At 65.2% G+C, this 20317-nt stretch carries 19 protein-coding genes; 12 read left to right on the forward strand and 7 right to left on the reverse strand.

The features are described 5' to 3' along the window. Positions 1 to 122: 122 nt before the first annotated feature. Positions 123 to 2414, reverse strand: a complete 2292-nt coding sequence (gene bglX / locus ACZ5KU_RS07210; protein WP_464736967.1) for a beta-glucosidase BglX — start codon at positions 2412 to 2414, stop codon at positions 123 to 125. A gap of 236 nt (positions 2415 to 2650) precedes the next feature. Here bglX and ACZ5KU_RS07215 point away from each other — a divergent pair, with 236 nt between their 5' ends. Genes ACZ5KU_RS07215 through ACZ5KU_RS07230 form a run of 4 tightly spaced genes read left to right on the forward strand, consistent with a single transcriptional unit; the run spans position 2651 to position 5916 of the window. Continuing rightward, positions 2651 to 3259 (forward strand): LemA family protein, encoded by a 609-nt coding sequence (locus ACZ5KU_RS07215; protein ID WP_054063971.1) that lies wholly within the window; start codon positions 2651 to 2653, stop codon positions 3257 to 3259. A 28-nt stretch (positions 3260 to 3287) separates the two neighbouring features. Continuing rightward, positions 3288 to 3998 (forward strand): TPM domain-containing protein, encoded by a 711-nt coding sequence (locus ACZ5KU_RS07220; protein ID WP_054058280.1) that lies wholly within the window; start codon positions 3288 to 3290, stop codon positions 3996 to 3998. Between the two features lie 28 nt (positions 3999 to 4026). Then, the gene (locus ACZ5KU_RS07225; RefSeq protein ID WP_054058279.1) at positions 4027 to 4644 is read left to right on the forward strand and encodes a TPM domain-containing protein; all 618 of its coding nucleotides are present in this window, start codon (positions 4027 to 4029) and stop codon (positions 4642 to 4644) included. A 54-nt stretch (positions 4645 to 4698) separates the two neighbouring features. Beyond that, positions 4699 to 5916 carry a class I SAM-dependent methyltransferase gene (locus tag ACZ5KU_RS07230; RefSeq protein WP_416772174.1) on the forward strand — a complete coding sequence of 406 codons (1218 nt, stop codon included), beginning with the start codon at positions 4699 to 4701 and terminating at the stop codon, positions 5914 to 5916. Here ACZ5KU_RS07230 and ACZ5KU_RS07235 read toward each other — a convergent pair. Then, on the reverse strand, positions 5904 to 6815 hold the full coding sequence (locus tag ACZ5KU_RS07235) for a DMT family transporter (protein WP_054058277.1): 912 nt from the start codon (positions 6813 to 6815) through the stop codon (positions 5904 to 5906). The genes ACZ5KU_RS07230 and ACZ5KU_RS07235 overlap by 13 nt on opposite strands. A 204-nt stretch (positions 6816 to 7019) precedes the next feature. Between ACZ5KU_RS07235 and ACZ5KU_RS07240 the strand changes: the two genes are divergently transcribed. Beyond that, on the forward strand, positions 7020 to 7601 hold the full coding sequence (locus ACZ5KU_RS07240; RefSeq protein WP_464736968.1) for a DJ-1/PfpI family protein: 582 nt from the start codon (positions 7020 to 7022) through the stop codon (positions 7599 to 7601). A gap of 14 nt (positions 7602 to 7615) precedes the next feature. Beyond that, positions 7616 to 7921 carry a ribbon-helix-helix domain-containing protein gene (locus tag ACZ5KU_RS07245; protein ID WP_017905997.1) on the forward strand — a complete coding sequence of 102 codons (306 nt, stop codon included), beginning with the start codon at positions 7616 to 7618 and terminating at the stop codon, positions 7919 to 7921. 149 nt (positions 7922 to 8070) lie between these two features. On the opposite strand, the gene ACZ5KU_RS07250 is transcribed toward ACZ5KU_RS07245, so the two are convergent. The 5 genes from ACZ5KU_RS07250 to ACZ5KU_RS07270 form a co-directional block, all read right to left on the reverse strand. After that, positions 8071 to 10635, reverse strand: coding sequence for a TonB-dependent receptor (locus ACZ5KU_RS07250; RefSeq protein ID WP_054058275.1), 2565 nt, complete (start codon positions 10633 to 10635; stop codon positions 8071 to 8073). Positions 10636 to 10752: 117 nt separating this feature from the next. After that, positions 10753 to 11712 carry a FecR family protein gene (locus tag ACZ5KU_RS07255; protein ID WP_273819234.1) on the reverse strand — a complete coding sequence of 320 codons (960 nt, stop codon included), beginning with the start codon at positions 11710 to 11712 and terminating at the stop codon, positions 10753 to 10755. Continuing rightward, entirely contained in the window at positions 11709 to 12248 is a 540-nt protein-coding gene (locus tag ACZ5KU_RS07260; RefSeq protein WP_054058273.1) for an RNA polymerase sigma factor, read from the reverse strand. The genes ACZ5KU_RS07255 and ACZ5KU_RS07260 overlap by 4 nt, the downstream gene beginning before the upstream one ends. Positions 12249 to 12371: 123 nt before the next feature. Continuing rightward, the gene (locus ACZ5KU_RS07265) at positions 12372 to 13955 is read right to left on the reverse strand and encodes a rhodanese-related sulfurtransferase (protein WP_464736969.1); all 1584 of its coding nucleotides are present in this window, start codon (positions 13953 to 13955) and stop codon (positions 12372 to 12374) included. Continuing rightward, entirely contained in the window at positions 13952 to 14587 is a 636-nt protein-coding gene (locus tag ACZ5KU_RS07270) for a cysteine dioxygenase family protein (protein WP_054061349.1), read from the reverse strand. Before ACZ5KU_RS07270 ends, ACZ5KU_RS07265 begins: the two co-directional genes overlap by 4 nt. Before the next feature lie 106 nt (positions 14588 to 14693). Here ACZ5KU_RS07270 and ACZ5KU_RS07275 point away from each other — a divergent pair, with 106 nt between their 5' ends. The 6 genes from ACZ5KU_RS07275 (at position 14694) to ACZ5KU_RS07300 (ending at position 20317) form a co-directional block, all read left to right on the forward strand. Next, a complete protein-coding gene (locus ACZ5KU_RS07275; protein ID WP_054061348.1) occupies positions 14694 to 15587 on the forward strand; it encodes a LysR family transcriptional regulator in 894 nt (297 codons plus the stop codon). Between the two features lie 184 nt (positions 15588 to 15771). Then, entirely contained in the window at positions 15772 to 16593 is an 822-nt protein-coding gene (locus tag ACZ5KU_RS07280) for an ABC transporter permease (RefSeq protein ID WP_054061347.1), read from the forward strand. Between the two features lie 2 nt (positions 16594 to 16595). Continuing rightward, entirely contained in the window at positions 16596 to 17372 is a 777-nt protein-coding gene (locus ACZ5KU_RS07285) for an ABC transporter ATP-binding protein (RefSeq protein ID WP_054063976.1), read from the forward strand. After that, on the forward strand, positions 17369 to 18574 hold the full coding sequence (locus ACZ5KU_RS07290) for an acyl-CoA dehydrogenase family protein (RefSeq protein WP_054063977.1): 1206 nt from the start codon (positions 17369 to 17371) through the stop codon (positions 18572 to 18574). Before ACZ5KU_RS07285 ends, ACZ5KU_RS07290 begins: the two co-directional genes overlap by 4 nt. Continuing rightward, positions 18571 to 19509, forward strand: coding sequence for a D-isomer specific 2-hydroxyacid dehydrogenase family protein (locus tag ACZ5KU_RS07295; protein ID WP_054063978.1), 939 nt, complete (start codon positions 18571 to 18573; stop codon positions 19507 to 19509). Before ACZ5KU_RS07290 ends, ACZ5KU_RS07295 begins: the two co-directional genes overlap by 4 nt. Continuing rightward, a complete protein-coding gene (locus ACZ5KU_RS07300) occupies positions 19499 to 20317 on the forward strand; it encodes a class II aldolase/adducin family protein (RefSeq protein WP_241494427.1) in 819 nt (272 codons plus the stop codon). The genes ACZ5KU_RS07295 and ACZ5KU_RS07300 overlap by 11 nt, the downstream gene beginning before the upstream one ends.

Raw genomic sequence — 20317 nt, forward strand, 5'->3', positions numbered from 1 at the left:
GAAAGATAACACGCCATGGAGCGGGGGATGCAGAAGGGGCGGGTGGTGCGGTGGGCGCCGCAGCCCGCTTCCGGAGAGTCAGGCTCCCACGGTGGGGAGCCCCCAGGGCACGGTTAACCCTGTTACAGCAATTCGAAGCTCTGTTGCGTCACGTCCCGGGAATCCAGGCCAATCTGCACGTTGAACTTGCCCGGCTCGGCCACGTACTTGAGCTGGGTGTTGTAGAACTTCAGGTCGTTCTCGTCGATGGTGAAGTGGATGACCTTCTCTTCCCCGGCCTTGAGCATCACCTTCTGGAAGTTCTTCAGTTCCTTGACCGGACGGATCATCGAGCCGGCCACGTCCTGGATGTACAACTGCACCACGGTCTCGCCATCACGCTTGCCGGTGTTGCGCACGGTGATGCTGGCGTCGAGCTTGCCGCTCTTGTTCAGCGTGGTCGAGGACAGCGCCATGTTGCTCAGGCTGAAGTCGGTGTAGCTCAGGCCGTAGCCGAACGGATACAGCGGGGTGTTTTCCTCGTCGAAGTACTGCGAGGTGTAGTTGCCCGGCTTGCCCGGCGTGAACGGCCGGCCGATGGTCAGGTGATTGTAGTACATCGGCACCTGGCCGACCGAGCGCGGGAAGGTGATCGGCAGCTTGCCCGACGGGTTGTAGTCGCCGAACAGCACGTCGGCGATGGCGTTGCCGCCTTCGGTCCCGCTGAACCAGGTTTCCAGCACGGCGTCGGCCTGGTCCTGTTCCTGGCCGATGGTCAGCGGACGGCCGTTCATCAGCACCAGCACCAGCGGCTTGCCGGTGGCCTTGAGGGAGGCGATCAGCTTGCGCTGGGTCTCGGGGATGTTCAGATCGGTACGGCTCGACGATTCGTGGGACATGCCGCGCGATTCGCCCACCGCGGCCACCACCACGTCGGCCTGCTGCGCGGCCTTGACCGCTTCGTCGATCAACTGCTGCTCGGGACGCGGGTCATCGACCACTTCCGGCGCATCGAAGTTGAGGAAGTTGAGGTAATCGACGATCTTCTTGTCGGTGGTGATATTCGAGCCGCGGGCATAGACCAGTTGACCCTTGTCACCCAGGGCGCGGCTCATGCCGTCGAACAGGGTGACCGATTGCGCGGGTTGGCCAGCGGCGGCCCAACTGCCCATCATGTCGATCGGGGCCTTGGCCAGCGGACCGACCACGGCGATCTTCGCCGACTTCGCCAGCGGCAGGGTCTGTTTCTCGTTCTTGAGCAGCACCAGGCTGCGCTTGGCCACGTCGCGGGCTTCGGCGCGGTGCAGGCGGCTCTCGGCATTGGTGTCGGCCGGATCGTCTTCGGCCTTGCCGATACGCAGGTACGGGTCCTTGAACAGGCCCATGTCGTACTTGGCACCGAGCACTTCACGCACGGCGTTGTCCAGCTCGCGCTGCGGCACTTCGCCGGACTTGATCAGCCCCGGCAGTTCCTTGCCGTACAGGGAGTCGTTCATGCTCATGTCGATGCCGGCCTTGATCGCCAGCTTGGCCGCTTCGCGACCGTCCTTGGCGACGCCATGCTTGAGCAGTTCGAAAATCGCCCCGTGGTCGCTGACCGCCAGGCCCTTGAAGCCCCAGTCCTTGCGCAGCAGGTCCTGCATCAGCCAGGTGTTGGAGGTGGCGGGCACGCCGTTGACCGAGTTCAGCGCGACCATCACCCCGCCTGCGCCGGCGTCGATGGCGGCGCGGTAGGGCGGCAGGTAGGTCTGGTACATCTTCACCGGGCTCATGTCGACCACGTTGTAGTCGCGGCCGCCTTCCACCGCGCCGTACAGGGCGAAGTGCTTGACGCTGGCCATGATGCTGTCGGGCGCGCTCGGGCTCTTGCCCTGGTAGGCCTGGACCATCACCTTGGCGATGCGCGAGACCAGGTAGGTGTCTTCGCCGAAGCCTTCGGAGGTACGGCCCCAGCGCGGGTCGCGGGAGATGTCGACCATCGGCGCGAAGGTGATGTCGAGGCTGTCGGCACTGGCTTCCTGGGCAGCGATACGCCCGGAGCGGCCGATCGCGTCCATGTCCCAGCTGGAGGCCAGGCCCAGGCTGATCGGGAAGATGGTGCGGTGGCCGTGGATCACGTCATAGGCGAAGAACATCGGGATCTTCAGCCGGCTGCGCATGGCCGCGTCCTGCATCGGACGGTTTTCCGGGCGGGAAATGGAGTTGAAGGTGCCGCCGATGTTGCCCGCGGCGATTTCCTTGCGGATCAGTTCGCGGGGCATTTCGGGACCGATGCTGATCAGACGCAACTGGCCGATCTTTTCCTCGAGGGTCATCTGCTTCATCAGGTTGGCGATGAAGGCGTCCTTGTTTTCGATGGGAGCGGACTTCGTGTCCGCCGCAACCGGGAGACTGGCCAGGCCGACAGCAAGGCCCAGCAAACACAGCTTCTTCATGAATGATTATCTCGGGAGTCCGATCCAGCGACTGCTCGTTGGGCGCCGGCCGGGCTGTTTCGTTATTGGGAGCGGCTATTGTTGTGCCAATAAATCCAGCACACTGCTGAACTGTTTTTCGCGCTGGGCATCTTTTAGCTGATTGGCTTCATACATTCCAGTGGCGGGGGCGGATTATGCCCTACGCAGGGCCCGGGCCATTGTCCCTTTTTATCGTTTCAAGGAGCGTTTCGAGCATGCATGCATTCCAAGGTTTGCGTTCGAGCTGGAGAATCGCCGCCCTGGCCCTGCTGGCCAGCATGCTGGCGGGCTGCGGCATCAACAACATTCCCACCTACGACGAGCAGGTGAAGGCCAACTGGGCCCAGGTACAGAACCAGTACCAGCGGCGCGCGGACCTGATTCCGAACCTGGTGGAAACGGTCAAGGGCTACGCGAAGCAGGAGCAGGACACCCTGACCGCGGTGATCGAGGCCCGCTCGCGGGCGACCTCGGTGCAGGTCGATGCCAGTACCCTGGACAACCCGGAGAAGCTCAAGCAGTACCAGGATGCCCAGGGCCAACTGACCGGCGCGCTGAGCCGGCTGATGGTGGTGTCGGAGCGTTATCCGGACCTCAAGTCGAACCAGAACTTCCTCGCCCTGCAGTCCCAGCTCGAAGGCACCGAGAACCGCATCAGCGTGGCCCGGCGCGACTTCATCCTCAGCGTGGAGAAGTACAACACCGAGATCCGCACTTTTCCCGGCCGTCTCTGGCACAGCCTGATGTACAGCGACCTGCCGCTGCGGCCGAACTTCGAGGCGACCGCCCAGGATGCCGACAAGGCACCGCAAGTGAAGTTCTGACCGCTGTGTCATCACGGATGAGGTAGGCATGCGTATTTTCAAGAGCGCCCTGTGGCTGTTGCTCTGCACGCTGGCAATGGTGGCCAGGGCCGACTTGCAGTTTCCCGAACTGACCGGACGGGTTGTGGACAATGCCGGGATGATCGACGCCGCGGTGGCCGAGGACCTGAGCCGGGAGTTGCAGGCCCACGAAAAGGCCACCGGCGAGCAGATCGTGGTGGTCACCCTGCCGAACCTGCAGGGCGCCACCATCGAGGAATTCGGCTACCAGTTGGGCCGGCACTGGGGCATCGGCCAGAAGGATCGCAACAACGGTGCGCTGCTGATCGTCGCCCGTGACGAGCGCAAGGTGCGTATCGAGGTCGGTTACGGCCTTGAGGAACGCCTGACCGATGCCCGCGCTTCGCTGATCATCAACCAGTTGATCGTGCCGCAGTTCAAGCGTGGTCATGTTTCCAGCGGTATCCGCTCCGGGGTCGAGGCGATGCTTGATACCCTGGGCGGCAGGGTACAGGACGAACCCGAGCCGGAGGGGGACTTCGGTTCGCGGCACCCGTTCCTGGTCGGCTTGCTCTGCGTGCTGTTCGTGCTGTTCTGCGCGATCATGCAACTGATGGGCTATGGGCCCAGGGGTGGCGGGTCCGGTGGCCTGGGCGGCGGCGGTGGCAGTCGTTCCGGCGGTGGCTTCAGCGGTGGCGGTGGCAGTTTTGGCGGCGGCGGATCGTCGGGCAGTTGGTAACCCATAATAATGAGAGAGCAGCACAACCATGGCCTTACTCAGTGAATACGAACAGCGCCAGGTCGCCGAGGCGATCGCGCGGGTGGAGCGCCAGACCGATGCGGAACTGGTGACGGTGCTGGCCAGCCGTGCCGACGACTACGCCTATATCCCGTTGCTCTGGGCCAGCCTGTTGGCGCTGCTGGTACCGGGCGTCATCAACTTCGTCTTCGGCTGGCTGAACGGACACGCCTTGCTGGCGGTGCAGTGGAGCAGCTTCATCGTGCTGTGCCTGCTGTTTCGCATCCCGTCGGTCACCAGCCGGCTGATTCCGCGCTCGGTGCGGCACTGGCGCGCCTCGGGGCTGGCGCGGCGGCAGTTTCTCGAACAGAACCTGCACCACACGGTTGGCGGCACCGGGGTGCTGATCTTCGTCAGCGAGGCCGAGCGCTATGTGGAGATCCTGGTGGACGAGGGCATTGCCCGACGCCTGGACAACAGCGTCTGGGAACCCATCGTCAAGGCGTTCACCGAGCAGGTCAGGCAGGGACAGACGCTGCAGGGCTTTCTCTCCTGCATCGAGGACTGCGGCAAGCTGCTGATCACCCATGTACCCCTGACCCAGACGCGCAACGAGTTGCCGAACCGCCTGGTGGTGCTGGGCTGATACAATGCCCGGCATTCCCAGATCAGATTCCGCACGCCCGAGGCGTTTCCCTACATGTCAGTCACTGCAAAACCCGCCCAGTCCGTGCCGGACCATCACGCCCAGTTCATCGAACTGCTCGAAACCAGCCTGGCGCAGAATGCCTTCATCAAGCTGGTGCTGGCCAGGCATGTCGGCGCCGAGGCAGACCTGCAGCGGTTGATCATCAAGCAGTTGACGGTCAGGGACCAGCCCTGCCTGTCCTTCGTCTACCGCTACAAGACCCGCGACATCACCAAGAATTTCCCCCTGGCCGAAGGCGTGGCGAACGTCGCGGCGCTGCTGCCGGCGTCGTTCAGGAACGCCCACCTGCTGTCGCTGACCGACGAGATCCAGCTCGAATACGGCAAGAAGGGCAAGAGCACGCTGTTCAAGGGCAAGGCCCGGCAGGAGCGCGAGGTGCCCTCGGCCGAGCACAATCGCGAGAAGAACCGCTACCTGGAACTGAGCCGGCCGTTCCTGGTCGACCTGGGCGTGACCAACCGCCAGCATGAGCTGATCCCGGCGATGTCGCGCAAGTGGAAGCAGATCAACAAGTTCATCGAGGTGTTTTCACACGCCCTGGGCAGTTCACCGATCCCGCTCGACCGGCCGGTACGGGTGGCGGACTTCGGTTCGGGCAAGGGCTACCTGACCTTCGCCATCCACGATTACCTGTGCAACACCCGACAGGCGGTGGCCGAGGTGACCGGCGTCGAACTGCGCGAGGACATGGTCACCCTGTGCAACGCGGCCGCGGCCCGCCTGGAGCATCCCGGCCTGGTGTTCAAGTGCGGCGATGTGCGCAGCGTGGCGCCGAGCGAACTGGAGGTGATGATCGCCCTGCATGCGTGCGATATCGCCACCGACTACGCGATCCACACCGGTATCCGCTCCGGGGCTTCGATCATCATGTGCTCGCCATGCTGCCACAAGCAGATCCGCCAGCAGATCCAGAGCCCGGCGCTGCTCAAGCCGATGCTGCAATACGGCCTGCACCTGGGCCAGCAGGCCGAGATGGTCACCGACAGCCTGCGGGCGCTGTTCCTCGAGGCCTGTGGCTACGAGACCAAGGTCTTCGAGTTCATCTCCCTGGAACACACCAACAAGAACAAAATGATCCTCGCGGTCAAGCGGGCCGAGCCCCAGGACCCGGCCCGGCTGCTGGCGAAGATCGAGGAACTCAAGGCGTTCTATGCCATCCAGGAGCATTGCCTGGAAACCCTGCTGCGCGCCGATGGCTACTTGAGCTGAACCCCGGACGGCAACTGGCCCGGTTGCGCCGGGCGTACCCCGGCCTTGCGCCCCAGCATCACCGTGACGATCACGCCGGCGGCGAACAGCCAGGTCACCGGCTCGACATGCTCACCGAAGAACAGCGCCGAGAAGGCGATGGTGAAGAAGATCTGCAGCAGTTGGATCTGGCTGACCCGGGCGATGCCGCCCAGGGCCAGCCCGGCGTACCAGGCGAAGAACCCGAGAAACTGCGAGAACATCGCCACGTAGCCGAAGGCCCACCAGGTCCTGGCGGAAACCGCGCCCTGGTGTTGCACCGCCAGGTACAGCACTGGCCCGATCAATACCGGCACCGACAGCACCAGTGCCCAGCAGATCACCTGCCAGCCGCCCATTTCCCGGGCCAGGCGCCCACCTTCGGCATAGCCGAGGCCGCCGACCGCGATGGCGCCGAGCATCAGCAGATCACCGGCCTGGATGCTGCCGGCGCCGCTGAGCAGGGCATAGCCGAGCACCAGCGCACTGCCCAGGGCCGCGCAGGCCCAGAAGGCTTTCGATGGCCGCTCATGGGACAGCCAGGCTGCATACAACGCCACGCACAAAGGTTGCAGGCCGTTGACCAGCGCACCGTGGGAGGCCGGCAGGCTCTGCATGGCCCACGCCGAAAGCACCGGGAAACCGAGGATCACCCCGGCGATCACCAGCCACAGGCCCTTGAACTGGCTCCAGGTCGGCCATTTCTCCCGTCGCCACAACAACAGCGCCGCCGCCGGAATCGCCGCCACCAGGGCTCGGCCGAGGCCATTGAGCAGCGGGTTGATTTCCTGCACCACGATGCGGGTGAAGGGCAGGGTCAGGCTGAAGATCACGACGCCCAGCAGGCCGAGCAGCATGCCGGTGTTTTCACGGGAAGACATAGGGAGAGAACCGAAAGTAGGCTGGAGAACGGGTGTTCATTCAGCCATAAAGCCTGCGGCGGGGGCTGCTACAGCTGGGCACAGAGTTGTCCGTACAGTTCGGGGGCGGACAACCGTAGTAGCCGGCGATTACCCGCCCGGGTGCTCAGGGGCTACCTTGGCTACTCTTGTCTGCCCAAGCGTTCACCCAGAGGAGTTCACCCCATGGCCGCGAAAAAGATCCTGATGCTGGTTGGCGATTACGTCGAAGACTACGAAGTGATGGTGCCGTTCCAGGCGCTGCAGATGGTCGGTCACCAGGTGCATGCCGTGTGTCCGGACAAGACCGCCGGCCAGACCGTACGCACCGCGATTCATGATTTCGAGGGCGACCAGACCTACAGCGAGAAGCCCGGGCACCTGTTTGCGCTGAACTTCGACTTCGCCCAGGTCGATGCCGCCGATTACGACGGCCTGCTGATTCCCGGTGGTCGTGCCCCGGAATACCTGCGCCTGAACGACAGGGTGCTGCAACTGGTACAGGCCTTCGACCAGGCCGGCAAGCCGATCGCCGCAGTGTGCCACGGCGCGCAATTGCTGGCGGCGGCGGGTATCCTTGAAGGTCGCGAGTGCAGTGCCTACCCGGACTGTGCCCCGGAAGTGCGCCTGGCCGGTGGCCGCTACATCGATATCGCGGTCAGCCAGGCCCATGTCCAGGGCAACCTCGCCACCGCCCCGGCCTGGCCGGCGCATCCGAGCTGGCTGGCGGCGTTCCTTGGCCTGCTGGGCACCCAAATCACCCTGTAAGCGAGGCAGCGCCGATGTGCGAACTCTACGTCAAGGCCGATCCGATCCTCTACGAGTCGCGTTCCCGCTCACTGCGCATCGGTGGCGTGGTGACCACCCTGCGCCTGGAAAATCAGTTCTGGGACATCCTCAGCGAGATGGCCGAGGGGGAGGGCGTGACCACCAACCAGATGATCACCCGCCTGTATGAGGAGGTGATGGACTATCGCGGCGAGGTGGTGAATTTCGCTTCGTTCCTGCGGGTCGGCTGTACCCGTTACCTGAGCCAGAAACGGGCCCAGGTCCGGGAGTTGAGCGTGGTGCGGGCGAACGCCGGCTGATGGGGCCATGGCCGGCCCCATTGGCTTTATGTGGGAGCGGGCTTGCCCGCGAAGCTTTTGGCGCCCTCAAGGGCCTATTCGCGGGCAAGCCCGCTCCCACAGGAAAGCAGTCCCCACAGGAAAGCTGCCTTCACCAGGTCAGGTGAGGGTCAGAAGTAGCGTGTCAGGCTGACCTTGAGGTTGCGCCCCACGCTGTAGGCCCGGTCGCCGCTCAATTCCGGGCGGTAGCTGCGGTTCATCAGGTTATCCACCGTCAGGTTCACTTCCGTGCCCTTCAGGTAGCGCTGCTGCGGTTTCCACTGGGCGAACACGCTCTGCACCACGTAACTGTCGTTTTCGTACTGGTCGTAGAAGGCATCGCCGACACTGGTGCCCGGGCCGCGGCTGTACTTGTCGCTGGGTACCCGGTCGGTCTTGCGCACGTAGACGCCCTGCCAGCCGACGCGGGCATCCAGGCTCGGGATCTTGGTACCGAGCAGTACCACCCATTTGGCCGGCGGAATGTCCCGTGCCCAGACCGATGGCCCCCAGGGGTTGGTGTACGGGTTGTCGCGCTTGCCGGTCAGGTAGCTATAGGACAATTGACCGAACAGGTAGCTGGAGTCGTAGAAACTTTCGACCTCGAAGCCCTTGATGGTCGTGCCGCCGACGTTGCGGTAGTTGGACATCGGGCCCGGCGGGCAGGCGGTGCTGATGGTACCGCCATTGATCGCCTGGTTGGCGCAGCCCACGCCGGTGGCCTTGAAGATCTCGTCCTCGATGCGGTTGTGCAGGAAGGTGGTGCGGATCATCAGGTCGTCGTTGTCGGTCAGCAGCTTGGAGAAGTTGCTGATGCTGCCGAAACGCAGCGCGGTGATGCGCTCGGGGTCGAGGTCGACACTGGTGGCGGTGCGGCTGCCCAGCCCCTGGACTTCGTATTGCTCGTCGATCACCGGGGCCCGCCAGGTCTTGCTGTAGTTGGCGTACAGGCCCTGGGTCGGCGTCACCCGCCAGAAGGCCGCCAGGCGTGGCGACCAGCCGGTGTAGGTGCGGTCGCTGTAGTCGTGGCCGATGGCCGGATCGGGGTTGGAATAGTACGGTGCGTCGTTGGCCTCGCCACGGTTGCGCACGTGGTCGTAGCGCAGCGACGGGGTCAGGGTGAAGTCGCCCAGGGTCACGGCGTCCTCGATGAAGAAGGCATTGGCGTCGACCTTGCCATGGGGCATGAAACCCGGCTGGAAGTGGCCGTAGTTGTAGCGGGCGGTGTTGTAGGTGCTGCCCGGCATCCACATCTCGGTTTCGCGGGCATGCTTGCGGATCTGCGTGCCGACCGTCAGCGCGTGCTGCAGGGAACCGGTGTCGAACAGGCTGGTGTTCTTGATCTCCAGTTCGCGGTCCCGGTATTCGGTGTCCATCTTGCGTCCGCCGGTGGCCAGGCTGAAGAAGGCGCTGGCGTTGCGCTCGTCGGTCTGGTCGGTGTTGGACTGCGAGTACTTGATCTGCAAGTCCACCAGCGGGTTGTCCAGTGGCTTGTATTCGTACTTGCCCGACCAGGTGGTGTCGATGGTTTCACGATTGGCCAGCATCCGTTTCAACGCGCCCTCGTAGCCGTACTGGCGGATGTTGGAAGCGGTCGGTGGTGTCGGGTAGCTCTGGGCCGAGAACGGTGTCCAGCGCTCGCTGTTGGAGCGCGAGTAGGAGAGCTTGAGGCTCTGCTCGTCGGTGAGATTCAGGTTGAGCTTGAGCAGCACCGCATCCAGGTCCTGGGCGCTGTTGGGAAGGCGCTTGGGATTGATCGGATACTGGTTGTTGGGATTGGGTGGCGTTTCGGCCAGTTTCAGGTCACCGCCGTCACGCTTGGTCAGGAATACCAGGCCGTCGGCCTTGCCATCGTCGGTACGGCCGTAGGTCGCGCCGCTGTAGGTCTGCTCATGGTTGTTGCTGGCGTAGCCGTACTTGACCATGGCGCCACTGTTGCGGCCTTTTTCCAGCAGGTCGGGAGCATCCTTGGTTTCCATGTGCACCGTGCCGCCGAAGCCGCCATTGCCGGTTTCGGGCGAGTGCGGGCCCTTTTCCACCTCGATGCTCTTGATCAGTTCCGGCTCGATGAAAATGGTGCCCTGCTGGTAGCGCTCGAAACTGCTCTTGGTGGCGCCGTCGACGGTCAGCGGCACGTCCTCGGCGTCGCCCAGGCCCCAGATATTGATGGTCTGCCCGCCGGGCTTCATCGAGCCGCCCATGCTGATGCCGGGCAGGGTCGAGAGCAGCGAGGGGATGTTGCCCGGCTGGCTGCGCTCGATATCGTCCTTGGTCAGGGTCGAGCGGCCGACGCTGCTGGAGTCCACTTCCTTGCCGTCGCCGAGGATGCTCACCGCGCCCAGCTGGATGGCGCCCTTGTCGGGGGTTGGCTCAGCGTCGGCCTTGCGGATCACGAAGGTGTTGCCGACCATGAGCAGTTTGAAGTTGCCGCCCTTGAGCAGCAGGCCGATGGCTTCCTGGGCGGTGAACTGACCTTCCAGCGCGCGGGCCTGGATGTTGTGCAACTGTTCCTCGTCGAACAGCAACTGGATGTGGGTCTTCTGTGCCACCTGGCTGAGGGAGGTCGCCAGCGACTGCGCCGGCAGGCTCATGGCGACCTTGTCGGCGGCCTGGACCGGCAGGCTGGCCATCAGGCAGGCGGCGATCAGGGTTGGGCGGGAACAGTGATGGAACAACTCGTGAGCGGCGCGAAACATTGAATCCCCCGGTGTGGCCAAAGGCCAAAAAGGCGTTCGTTCAGAACGCAATCGGGGAGGAAGACGCGGCAGTGAAAGAAAACCTCACCTGCGAATGAAAAATATTCTCATGTGTGCTCATTTGCGGCTTTCGATCCGCACCTGGCCGTCGTCCAGGGCCACGGTTCGCACCGGGATCAGCACCGGCAGGGCGTTGAGCAGGGCATCCGGATCCTGGGCATCGAGGCTGCCGGACACCTTGAAATGCGCCAGCGGCCCATCGGCCAGTTGCACCGGCTTGCTGCGGTACAGGTTCAATTCGTCGATCAGGCTGAGCAGTTCGCGATTGCGAAAGGTCAGGTGACCGCTGCGCCAGTCGGCGACCTCCTCGGCACTGACCGGCTGTTGCTGCACGGTGCCCCTGGCGTAGTCGTAGATTCCGCGTTGGCGAGCTTCGAGCAGAGTCGCCTTGCCCGGATCGCCTTCGGGTTCGAAGGCCACCTGGCCGTGGGCGACGCTGACCACCAGTTGCTTCTGGCCGCGACGCACATCGAAGGCGGTGCCGACCACGCGCACCCGCGCGTTGCCGGCGTGCACCCAGAGTGGGCGTTCCTTGTCGGCGGCGACCTCCAGGTAGAGCTGGCCCTGGTCCAGGTAGATGTCCCGTTGCAGGCTGCGGAAGTTGATGCGCAGGCGCGTGTTGGCGTTCACGTACAGGGTGCTGCCGTCCGGCAGTTTCAGGGTGCGGGTGCCTTCGGCATGGGCGGCGACCTGGTGGTGGTAGGCGCTGTTGGGCGCACCGACATGGCTTGCCAACAGCGCACAGACCAGGGCGGCCGCGCTGGCCAGGGCCGAGCGCCAGGGATTCTTGCGGCGTGCGGGCAGGGGCACCGGCCGGTTCAGTTGCTGGAGTTCGACGAGGTCGGCCCACAGGGCCTCGAACTCGGCATAGGCCTTGGCGTGGGCCGGGTCGGCCCGCCATTGTTCGAAGTCCTTGTCGGTGCCTGGGGCCTGCTCGGCGCGATTGCGGGCGAACCAGCTGGCAGCCTGGGCGTCGATGCTGTTTTCATCGAATTCGATATCGTTGGCGCGGGTCATTCCGGCTGCTCCTTGCCCTGCTCCTGTTCCAGGCGCTGCTTGCAGTGCAGCAAGGCAAAGGCGATATGTTTTTCCACCATGCTGACGGAAATCCCCATGCGTTCAGCGATCCGGGCCTGGCTCAAGCCCTCGAAACGGGCAAGCATAAGGGCTTCTCGACGCCGAGGCGAGAGTTCGGCGAGTACCTCTTTCAATTGCTCCAGTCGTTGCAGGCGCTGCGCGGCGGCCAACGGGTCGTTGCGCTCGTCGGCCACCGGTTCCAGCCCCGGGTCGGCCTGTTCGCTGTGCACCGCCTGCCTGACCTTCTGCTTGCGCCAGTGATCACGCAGCAGATTGCGTGCCATCTGGAACAGGAAGGCCCGTGGCTGTTCGACCTTGGCCTGCTGGTCGTAGTCCAGCCACTGGGTGAAGACGTCCTGGGTCATGTCCGCCGCATCGCTGGCGTTGTCTGTGCGTTTGCGCAGGAAATGCAGGATGTCCGCATAGAACCCGCGAAAGGTTTCAGCCGACAGCGGGTCGGGCTTGGGACGAGACATGGCGGAACCTTCACGACTTCAGGTGGCAGGGCTGGAAAGTCGTGAATGATATCGAGAATTATTGCTATTTGTCTCGTCTGAAATGAACCGCCTCTTCGGCCTTGCCCGCCACGGATGCGGGTATCAGATCACGAAGAACCCGTGGGTGCCGTCCCGGCCCAGTTGGGCCACCAGACCGTATTCCCAGTCGAGATAGTCCTGCATGGCTTCCCGTGGGTTGTCGGTGCCTTCATAGGGACGGCGGTAGCGGTCGATACGCGGCGCGGCCAGGCGCTGTTCACCGCTTTCCAACGGTAGCCCGGCGGCGATCCAGGCCGCTGTCCCGCCGTTCAGCAGCCACACCGGTTTACCGGTCAGGGCCTGGACCTCGGGGATGGCGAAGTTGGCCAGCAGGCTGCTGCCACAGGTCAGTACATAACGCTCCGCCGGGGGAATCCGTGCCAGCGCCTGGGCGAGCTGGCTGCGCAATGCCCACCAGGCACCGGGGATATGCCGTTGTACATGGTTGGCGCTGGCGGTGAAGTCCAGCACCTGGGTGCCCGGCTCGCGCAACCAGGTGGCCAGGGTCGCGGCGTCCACGAAGCGGGCTCCGGGGCGCGCGGGTAGTGGCGGCTGCCAGGGACCCTGCTCGCTGAAATCGCTCGCCGCGAGGTCGTCGAGTACCTTCACCTGCCAGCCCATCTGCGCCAGCCAAGAGGCGCTCATGTTCGCCCGCACGCCGTCGTCGTCCACCAGTACCAGCCGGGCGCCGCGCACGCTGGCGAAGTGATCGGTCTCCTGCACCAACTGGCCGCCGGGCGTGGAGCGGGCGCCGGGCAGGTGGCCGGCCTCGAATTCCTCCGGGGTGCGCACGTCGAACAGGTAGGTGGTACGGCCGCGTTCGGCCTGCCATTGGCGCAGCTCGGCCAGGCTGGCGCGGCCCACATCGGCCCGGTCGGCCACCGCCCGGGCGGCCTTTTGCGCGGCGTGGCGATTGTCCTCGCCGACGTCGGCAAAGCGCCGTGCCTGCCCATGCTCCAGCGCCTGCCCGGCCAGGGTCCAGCCGATGGTGCCGTTGCGCAGCGCGGCGACCGGATTGGGAATGCCCGCGTTGACCAGCGATTGGGTGCCGATGATGCTGCGGGTGCGTCCGGCGCAATTGACGATGACCCGGGTTTGCGGGTCGGGCGCCAGCTCGGCGACCCGCAGCACCAGTTCGGCACCGGGTACGCTGATGCCGCCGGGGATGCTCATGGTCTGGTATTCGTCGAAACGACGGGCATCGAGTATCACCAGGTCGGCCTCGGCATCCAGCAGCGCCTGGACTTCCTCGGCGGCCAGCGATGGCGTGTGGCGCTCGGACTCCACCAGTTCGCCGAAGGCTTTGCTGGGCACGTTGACGTCCTTGAACAGCTCGCCACCGGCTTGCTGCCAACCGGCCAGGCCGCCCTCGAGCAGGGCCACGTCGCTGTAGCCCAGCTCATGCAGCACGGCAGCGGCCCGTTGTGCCAGGCCCTCGCCATTGTCGTAGAGGGTCACCGGCGTGTCCCCGCGGGGAATCCGGGCATAGGCCTCCAGTTCCAGTTTCGACAGCGGGATGTTGGCGGCGAACAATGGGTGGGACTCGGCGAAGGGGGCTTCTTCGCGGACATCGAGCAGGACCAGTTCCTGGCGGGCCAGCAGGGCCTGACGAATGTCCTGGTAATGGCGGGTGCGGATCTCGGTCATTGCGGGGGCTCCTTCGACAGGTCCCAGAGGTTAGGTAGCAGGCTGTTGGAGTAGCCGGAGATGAACGGTTTTTCACTGCCGTCCGGGTGGTACACCGCACGCTTCACCGCGCCGATGTTGCCGCCATAGACGTGGATGCTGATCGACACCCGGTCGTCGAATGCATTCGATACCTGGTGGATATCGCCAATGCGCGGCGAGACCGCCTCGACCTGACCGGGATCCAGGCGAATTGCCTGGCCGGCTTGCTGCAGGCTGCCGTCGGCGCGGCGTTCGAAACCCTGGGAATATTCGGCGCCGCGCAGCATGCCGATCAGCCCCCAGACCCGATGATCATGAATCGGCGTGCTCTGGCCCGGGCCCCAGACGAAACTGACGATGGAGAACAGCTGGCGCGAATCGGCATGCAGCAGGAACTGCTGGTAGCGCTGCGGATCGGGCTGGGCGAACGCCGCGGGCAGCCAGTCGTCATGGGCGACCAGTTGTTGCAGCAGCCGGCTGCCATCCGCGAGTACCTGTTCTTCGCCAGGTCGGGTAGCGAGCAGGGCGGCCAATTGGTCGATGAAGTGGCGTAATCGACCGAGGTTCGGGGCCGCTGGCGTGGCAACGGGGCGATGGGATTGTCGAGGCATTGAGGTCCCTCCGTGGACAGTCGGATACGACGTGAACTACACGAGTGGGCTAAAAGGTATTATTCTTTCCTGGCATTTTTCCACTTATTTATTATGCGAATAAAGAATGAAGATAGATGATATCAATGCATTCGTGGCGGTGATCCGTTGCCAGACCATCAGCCAGGCCGCCGATTCGCTGCAACTGACCCAGCCGGCCATCACCCGGCGTGTGCAGAATTTCGAGGAGGCGCTGGGGGTGGAGTTGCTCGACCGCAACACCAAGCCGCTCAAGCCCACCAGCATGGGCCTGCGGGTCTATGGGCAGTGCCTGGAAGTGCTGCGCGCGCTCGATGGCCTCAGCGAACTGGTGGCCAATGACGGCGCGCCCAGCGGGGCGTTGCGTATCGGCGTGCCGCAGACCATCGGTGACGTGGTGCTGCTCGATGCCCTGAGCCAGTTGAAGAATCTCTACCCGCAGTTGCAGACCTCGGTCGCCACCGGCTGGGGCAGCCACCTGCTGGGCAAGGTCGAGAACGGTGAGCTGGACGTGGTGGCGGCACTGTTCCCGGCGGGCAAGGTGTTCCCCGACGGGGTGGTCGGGCGCTCGCTGGGCAGCATGAACCTGGTGGTGGTGGCGGCGAAGGGTGAGGTGACCCGCCGTTCATGCAAGCTGGCCGACCTGTACCAGCGCGGCTGGGTGCTCAACCCCGATGGCTGCGGTTTTCGCGCCGGCTTGCAGCGGGCCCTGAGTGCCCAGGGCCTGTCGTTGCAGATCAACCTGGAAACCTTCGGCACCGAACTGCAACTGGGACTGATCGCCAATGGCCTGGGTTACGGGCTGGTGCCGGCCCCCTTGCTGGAAAACAGCGGTCATCGCAACAAGCTGGAGATCGTGCCGGTGACGGACTTCAAGCCGGTGATCGACCTGTGGCTGATCCACCCGCGTTTCCTCGGCAACCTGCAGGAGCCGGTGAGCGCGTTCGGCGAGATGGTCGCGCAGCGGGTCGGCAAGTCCTGAAGCCGGGACTGCCCCCTGGCCTTGCTCGGACGGGCACTGCGCAGGCCTGTTAATCTATTGTTTGCATAATTGTTATTTTTATAAATGCAATTTTTGTATATTAGATTAGAACCAAAGCGAATTTCACGGACGTTTTTTATGTAGTTAGCATGGTCATCCACGCGCTACAGAACAGGACGTCAGCATGCCCGCGCAAGACCTTGTCTCCCCTCGATCCGGCCTGCGTGCGCTGGCCCGCTGGACCGGCTGGCGCGAACCGGCGCTGCGCCTGATCAGTCCGCTGGTGTTGCTGCTGCTCTGGGAACTGGCATCGCGCAGCGGGTTACTGCCGAGCCGAATCATCGCCGCACCCAGCACCATCGGTGGCACTTTGTGGCAGATGCTCGGCAGCGGCGAGCTGGGTCGTCACCTGTGGGTTTCCCTGCAACGGGCCTTGGGCGGGTTGGCCATCGGTGTCAGCATCGGCACCGTGCTGGCCCTGCTCTCGGGACTGTCACGGCGAGGGGAACTGCTGATCGACTCGCCGGTGCAGATGCTGCGCACCCTGCCATTTCTCGCCATCGTGCCGCTGTTCATCCTCTGGTTCGGCGTGGGTGAGACGCCGAAGATCGCCCTGATCGCCCTGGGCACCACGTTTCCCGTTTACCTCACACTGTTTGCCGGCATCCGTGGCCTCGATCCCAAATTGCTGGAGGCGGCGACCCTGCTGGGGCTGTCCCGGCGCGAGCGGATCTGGCACGTGATCCTGCCCGGTGCCCTGCCATCCTTCTTCGTTGGCCTGCGCTACGCCTTCGGCCTGAGCTGGCTGGGCCTGGTGGTGGTCGAGCAGATCAACGCCAGCGCCGGTATCGGCTACCTGGTCAATGATGCCCGGGACTTCATGCGCACCGATGTGATCGTGATCTGCCTGCTGATCTACAGCGTGCTCGGGCTGGGTATCGATGGCCTGGTGCGTCTGCTCGAGCGCCTGTCCCTGGCCTGGCGGCCATCCTTCATCAGGAACTGATCATGAGCCTCTCTCTTTCGCGTTCCCAGCGTCCGGCCGTCGAATGCCAGCAGGTCAGCCGCCGTTTCGGCGGGCAGGCGGTGCTTGATGCCCTCGACCTTGAGATCGCTCCCGGCGAATTCGTCGCCCTGCTGGGCAGCAGCGGTTCGGGCAAGACCACCTTGCTCCGCGCCCTGGCCGGCCTGGATCGTATCGACGAAGGCAGGCTGGCCGTGCCCGAGCCGCTGGCGGCGGTGTTCCAGGAACCCCGGCTGATGCCGTGGAAACGCGCCTGGCGCAATGTCGCCCTCGGCCTGCGGGGGACCGAGCCGAAAGCCCGGGCGTTGGCGGCGCTGGCGGAGGTCGGGCTGGCGCACCGGGTCGGGGCCTGGCCGCACACCCTGTCCGGCGGCGAGGCCCAGCGAGTGGCGCTGGCCCGGGCGCTGGTCCGTGAGCCGAAGCTGTTGCTGCTCGATGAACCCTTCGCCGCCCTCGACGCGCTGACGCGGATTCGCATGCACCAATTGATCGTCGACCTGTGGCGCGCCCATGAGCCGGCGGTGCTGCTGGTGACCCACGATGTCGACGAGGCGGTACTGCTGGCCGACCGGGTGGTGGTCCTGGCCAACGGCCGGATCGCCGAACAGATTCCCATCCGCCTGCCGCGTCCGCGCCAGGTGGCCAGCCCGACCTTCCAGACGCTGCGTGCGCGCCTGCTGGAGCTGCTCGGCGTCGAACAACCCGTGGCCGCCGTCGATGACGGTCGCCTTCACTTTCTCAGCAGGATCGCCCATCGATGAGCCCAACCACCGTGCAATCGCCCAGGACCCATGCCGGAGCGAGCCTCGACCTCGATTCCCCGGCCTTCACCGACCTGCTGGAGCAGCTCAGCCAGGAGTTCGCCGGCACCGCCGCCTATTACGACCGGCACAGCGAGTTCCCCCATGCCAATCTGCATCGGCTGCATGAGCACGGCCTGCTGGCGCTGACCGTGCCGCGCCAGCTGGGTGGCGGCGAGGCGACCCTGGCCCAGGCACGGCGGGTCATCGGTGCGGTGGCCCGGGGCGAGCCATCGACGGCGCTGGTGCTGGTGATGCAGTACCTGCAGCACACCCGCCTGCAGGGCAACCAGGCCTGGCCGCTGCACCTGCGCCAGCGGGTCGCCCGCGAGGCGGTGGAACAGGGCGCGTTGATCAATGCGCTGCGGGTCGAACCGGACCTCGGCACCCCGGCCCGTGGCGGCCTGCCCGGCACCCTCGCCCGACGGGTCGAGGGCGGCTGGCGGCTGGATGGCCGCAAGATCTACTCCACCGGCATTCCCGGGCTGACCTGGCTGTCGGTGTGGGCGCGCAGCGACGAGCCCGAGCCCAGGGTCGGTACCTGGCTGGTGCACCGTGACACCCCGGGCATTCGCATCGAGCAGACCTGGGATCACCTCGGGATGCGCGCCACCGGCAGCCATGACGTGGTGTTCGAGGATGTGTTCGTCGCCAGCGAGTTCGCCGTGGATATCCAGCCGGCCAGCACCCCGCGCCCGTCCGAACTGGACAGCAGTGGCGTGCTCTGGCTGGCGGTGCTGCTGTCGTCGATCTATGACGGCGTGGCCCGGGCGGCCCGTGACTGGCTGGTGGTCTGGCTGGGCGAGCGGACCCCGGCCAACCTCGGGGCGCCGTTGTCGAGCCTGCCGCGTTTCCATGAGCTGATCGGCAGGATCGATGCGCTGCTGCTGGCCAACCGGGTCCTGCTCGATGCCGCCGCCGAGGGACGGATCGCCGCGAGCGAGGCGACCCAGATCAAGTACCTGGTGACCGGCAATGCCATCAGCGCGGTGGAACTGGGAATCGAGGCCATCGGCAATCCCGGTCTGGCCCGTGGCAATCCGCTCGAGCGGCACTACCGCGATGTGCTGTGCAGCCGGATTCATACACCGCAGAACGATGCGATTCTCGCGGCGGTCGGCCGTGCCGCCTTCGCCCTGCCTGCTCGTGGGGGCCAGGCGTGAGCGGGGCACGCATCGCCAGCCAACTGGACGCCTCGTTCAACGTGCGCTTGCGCAACCTGGGACTGGAGGTGCTGGAACTGCCCCGGGGCCTGCCGCGCGAGCTGCCGGCGGATGTGCGGGTGCTGTTGGCGGCGCCCCACGCCGAGTTCCGCGATGCGCCCCAGGCGCCCGCGGGCTGGCCGTTCGGGTTGCGCTTCGTGCAACTGGCGAGCTCCGGGCTGGACTACTTTCCCCGCTGGCTGTTCGACAGCCTGCCGGTGGCCAGCGCCCGTGGCGTCACCGCCGAGAGCATTGCCGAGTTCGCCCTGGCGGCCATCTTCGCGGCGGCCAAGCAGGTGCCGCAGATCTGGATCGACGACGCGGCGCACTGGCGGCAACGGCCGTTGGCGCAGGTCGCGGGCAGCACCCTGGGGCTGTTCGGCTTCGGCAGCATTGCCCGAGCCCTGGCGCCCAAGGCCCTGGCCCTGGGCATGGAGGTGCTGGCACTGAGGCGTTCGCCGGCGCCTTTCGAGGTGCCCGGCGTGCAGAGAGTCGCCGATCTGCATGAGTTGTTCGCCCGCTGCGATCACCTGCTGCTGGCGGTGCCGGCGACCGAACTGACCCGTCGTGTCATTGACCGTGATGTACTCGGTTCGGCCCGTCCCGGCCTGCACCTGATCAACATCGCCCGTGGCAGCCTGATCGACCAGGAGGCCCTGCTGGAGGCGCTGGACAGTGGGCAACTGAGCCTGGCCAGCCTGGATGTCAGCGACCCGGAGCCGCTGCCGGTCGGGCATGGCTTCTATCGGCACCCGCGTATCCATCTGTCGCCGCATACCAGCGCCAACTCACCCCAGGTCTATCTGAACCTCGCCCGCCTGGTGCTGGACAACATCACCCGCGAGGCCAATGGCCTGCCCCTGGAAAACCGCGTGGAGGCCGAACGTGGCTATTGAATCACCGAGACATCAACCGAGTGCCTACGGGCTGCCCCGTGACGGGCACACCGTGTTCCGCTGGGAACACCCGCCGCAGCAGGCGACCGTCGAACTGGAAAGGCTGCGCCGCAAGCAGAGCCTGGCGGCGGCCTTTCGGGTGTTCGCCTGGCTCGGTTTCGACATGGGCGGCGCCGGGCATATCACCGTGCGTGATCCACAGCGCCCCGATCATTTCTGGGTCAACCCGGTGGGCGTGTACTTCGGCCATATCCGCGTCTGCGACCTGCTGCTGGTCAATCCCCATGGCGAGATCGTCGAAGGCGAGGGCGCGTTGAACCTGGCGGCCTTCGCCATCCATGCCGCCCTGCACGAGGCGCGCCCGGACGTGGTGGCGGCGGCCCATGCCCATTCGCTGCACGGCAAGGCCTGGTCGAGCCTGGGGCGCCTGCTCGATCCGCTGACCCAGGACGCCTGCGCCTTCTACGAGAAGCACGCGCTGTTCGACAATTTCTCCGGGGTGGTGCTGGAGAGCAGCGAAGGCTCGCGGATTGCCCGCACGCTTGGCCAGCACAAGGCGCTGATCCTGCAGAACCATGGTCTGCTGACGGTGGGCGAGACGGTCGAGGCCGCTGTCTGGCGCTTTATCGCCATGGACAACGCCGCCCATACCCAACTGCTGGCCGAAGCCGCCGGCACGCCGCGACCGATTCCGCCCGAGGTGGCGCGTCACACCGCGCGCCAGGTCGGCACCGAGTTCGGCGGCTGGTTCAGTTTTCAACCTTACTGGGATCGGGTTCTGCGCAACGAGCCGGATGCCTTTCTGTGA

The organism is Pseudomonas sp. Tof1 (assembly GCF_055390395.1).

Bases quoted from the DNA above. Each gene is read 5' to 3' on its own strand.
- bglX (WP_464736967.1), bottom strand. From the start codon at position 2,414: ATGAAGAAGCTGTGTTTGCTGGGCCTTGCTGTCGGCCTGGCCAGTCTC.
- ACZ5KU_RS07230 (WP_416772174.1), top strand. From the start codon at position 4,699: ATGTCAGTCACTGCAAAACCCGCCCAGTCCGTGCCGGACCATCACGCC.
- ACZ5KU_RS07270 (WP_054061349.1), bottom strand. From the start codon at position 14,587: ATGCCTCGACAATCCCATCGCCCCGTTGCCACGCCAGCGGCCCCGAAC.
- ACZ5KU_RS07290 (WP_054063977.1), top strand. From the start codon at position 17,369: ATGAGCCCAACCACCGTGCAATCGCCCAGGACCCATGCCGGAGCGAGC.
- ACZ5KU_RS07235 (WP_054058277.1), bottom strand. From the start codon at position 6,815: ATGTCTTCCCGTGAAAACACCGGCATGCTGCTCGGCCTGCTGGGCGTC.
- ACZ5KU_RS07265 (WP_464736969.1), bottom strand. From the start codon at position 13,955: ATGACCGAGATCCGCACCCGCCATTACCAGGACATTCGTCAGGCCCTG.
- ACZ5KU_RS07275 (WP_054061348.1), top strand. From the start codon at position 14,694: ATGAAGATAGATGATATCAATGCATTCGTGGCGGTGATCCGTTGCCAG.
- ACZ5KU_RS07245 (WP_017905997.1), top strand. From the start codon at position 7,616: ATGTGCGAACTCTACGTCAAGGCCGATCCGATCCTCTACGAGTCGCGT.
- ACZ5KU_RS07260 (WP_054058273.1), bottom strand. From the start codon at position 12,248: ATGTCTCGTCCCAAGCCCGACCCGCTGTCGGCTGAAACCTTTCGCGGG.
- ACZ5KU_RS07255 (WP_273819234.1), bottom strand. From the start codon at position 11,712: ATGACCCGCGCCAACGATATCGAATTCGATGAAAACAGCATCGACGCC.
- ACZ5KU_RS07250 (WP_054058275.1), bottom strand. From the start codon at position 10,635: ATGTTTCGCGCCGCTCACGAGTTGTTCCATCACTGTTCCCGCCCAACC.
- ACZ5KU_RS07240 (WP_464736968.1), top strand. From the start codon at position 7,020: ATGGCCGCGAAAAAGATCCTGATGCTGGTTGGCGATTACGTCGAAGAC.
- ACZ5KU_RS07280 (WP_054061347.1), top strand. From the start codon at position 15,772: ATGCCCGCGCAAGACCTTGTCTCCCCTCGATCCGGCCTGCGTGCGCTG.
- ACZ5KU_RS07285 (WP_054063976.1), top strand. From the start codon at position 16,596: ATGAGCCTCTCTCTTTCGCGTTCCCAGCGTCCGGCCGTCGAATGCCAG.
- ACZ5KU_RS07220 (WP_054058280.1), top strand. From the start codon at position 3,288: ATGCGTATTTTCAAGAGCGCCCTGTGGCTGTTGCTCTGCACGCTGGCA.
- ACZ5KU_RS07225 (WP_054058279.1), top strand. From the start codon at position 4,027: ATGGCCTTACTCAGTGAATACGAACAGCGCCAGGTCGCCGAGGCGATC.
- ACZ5KU_RS07215 (WP_054063971.1), top strand. From the start codon at position 2,651: ATGCATGCATTCCAAGGTTTGCGTTCGAGCTGGAGAATCGCCGCCCTG.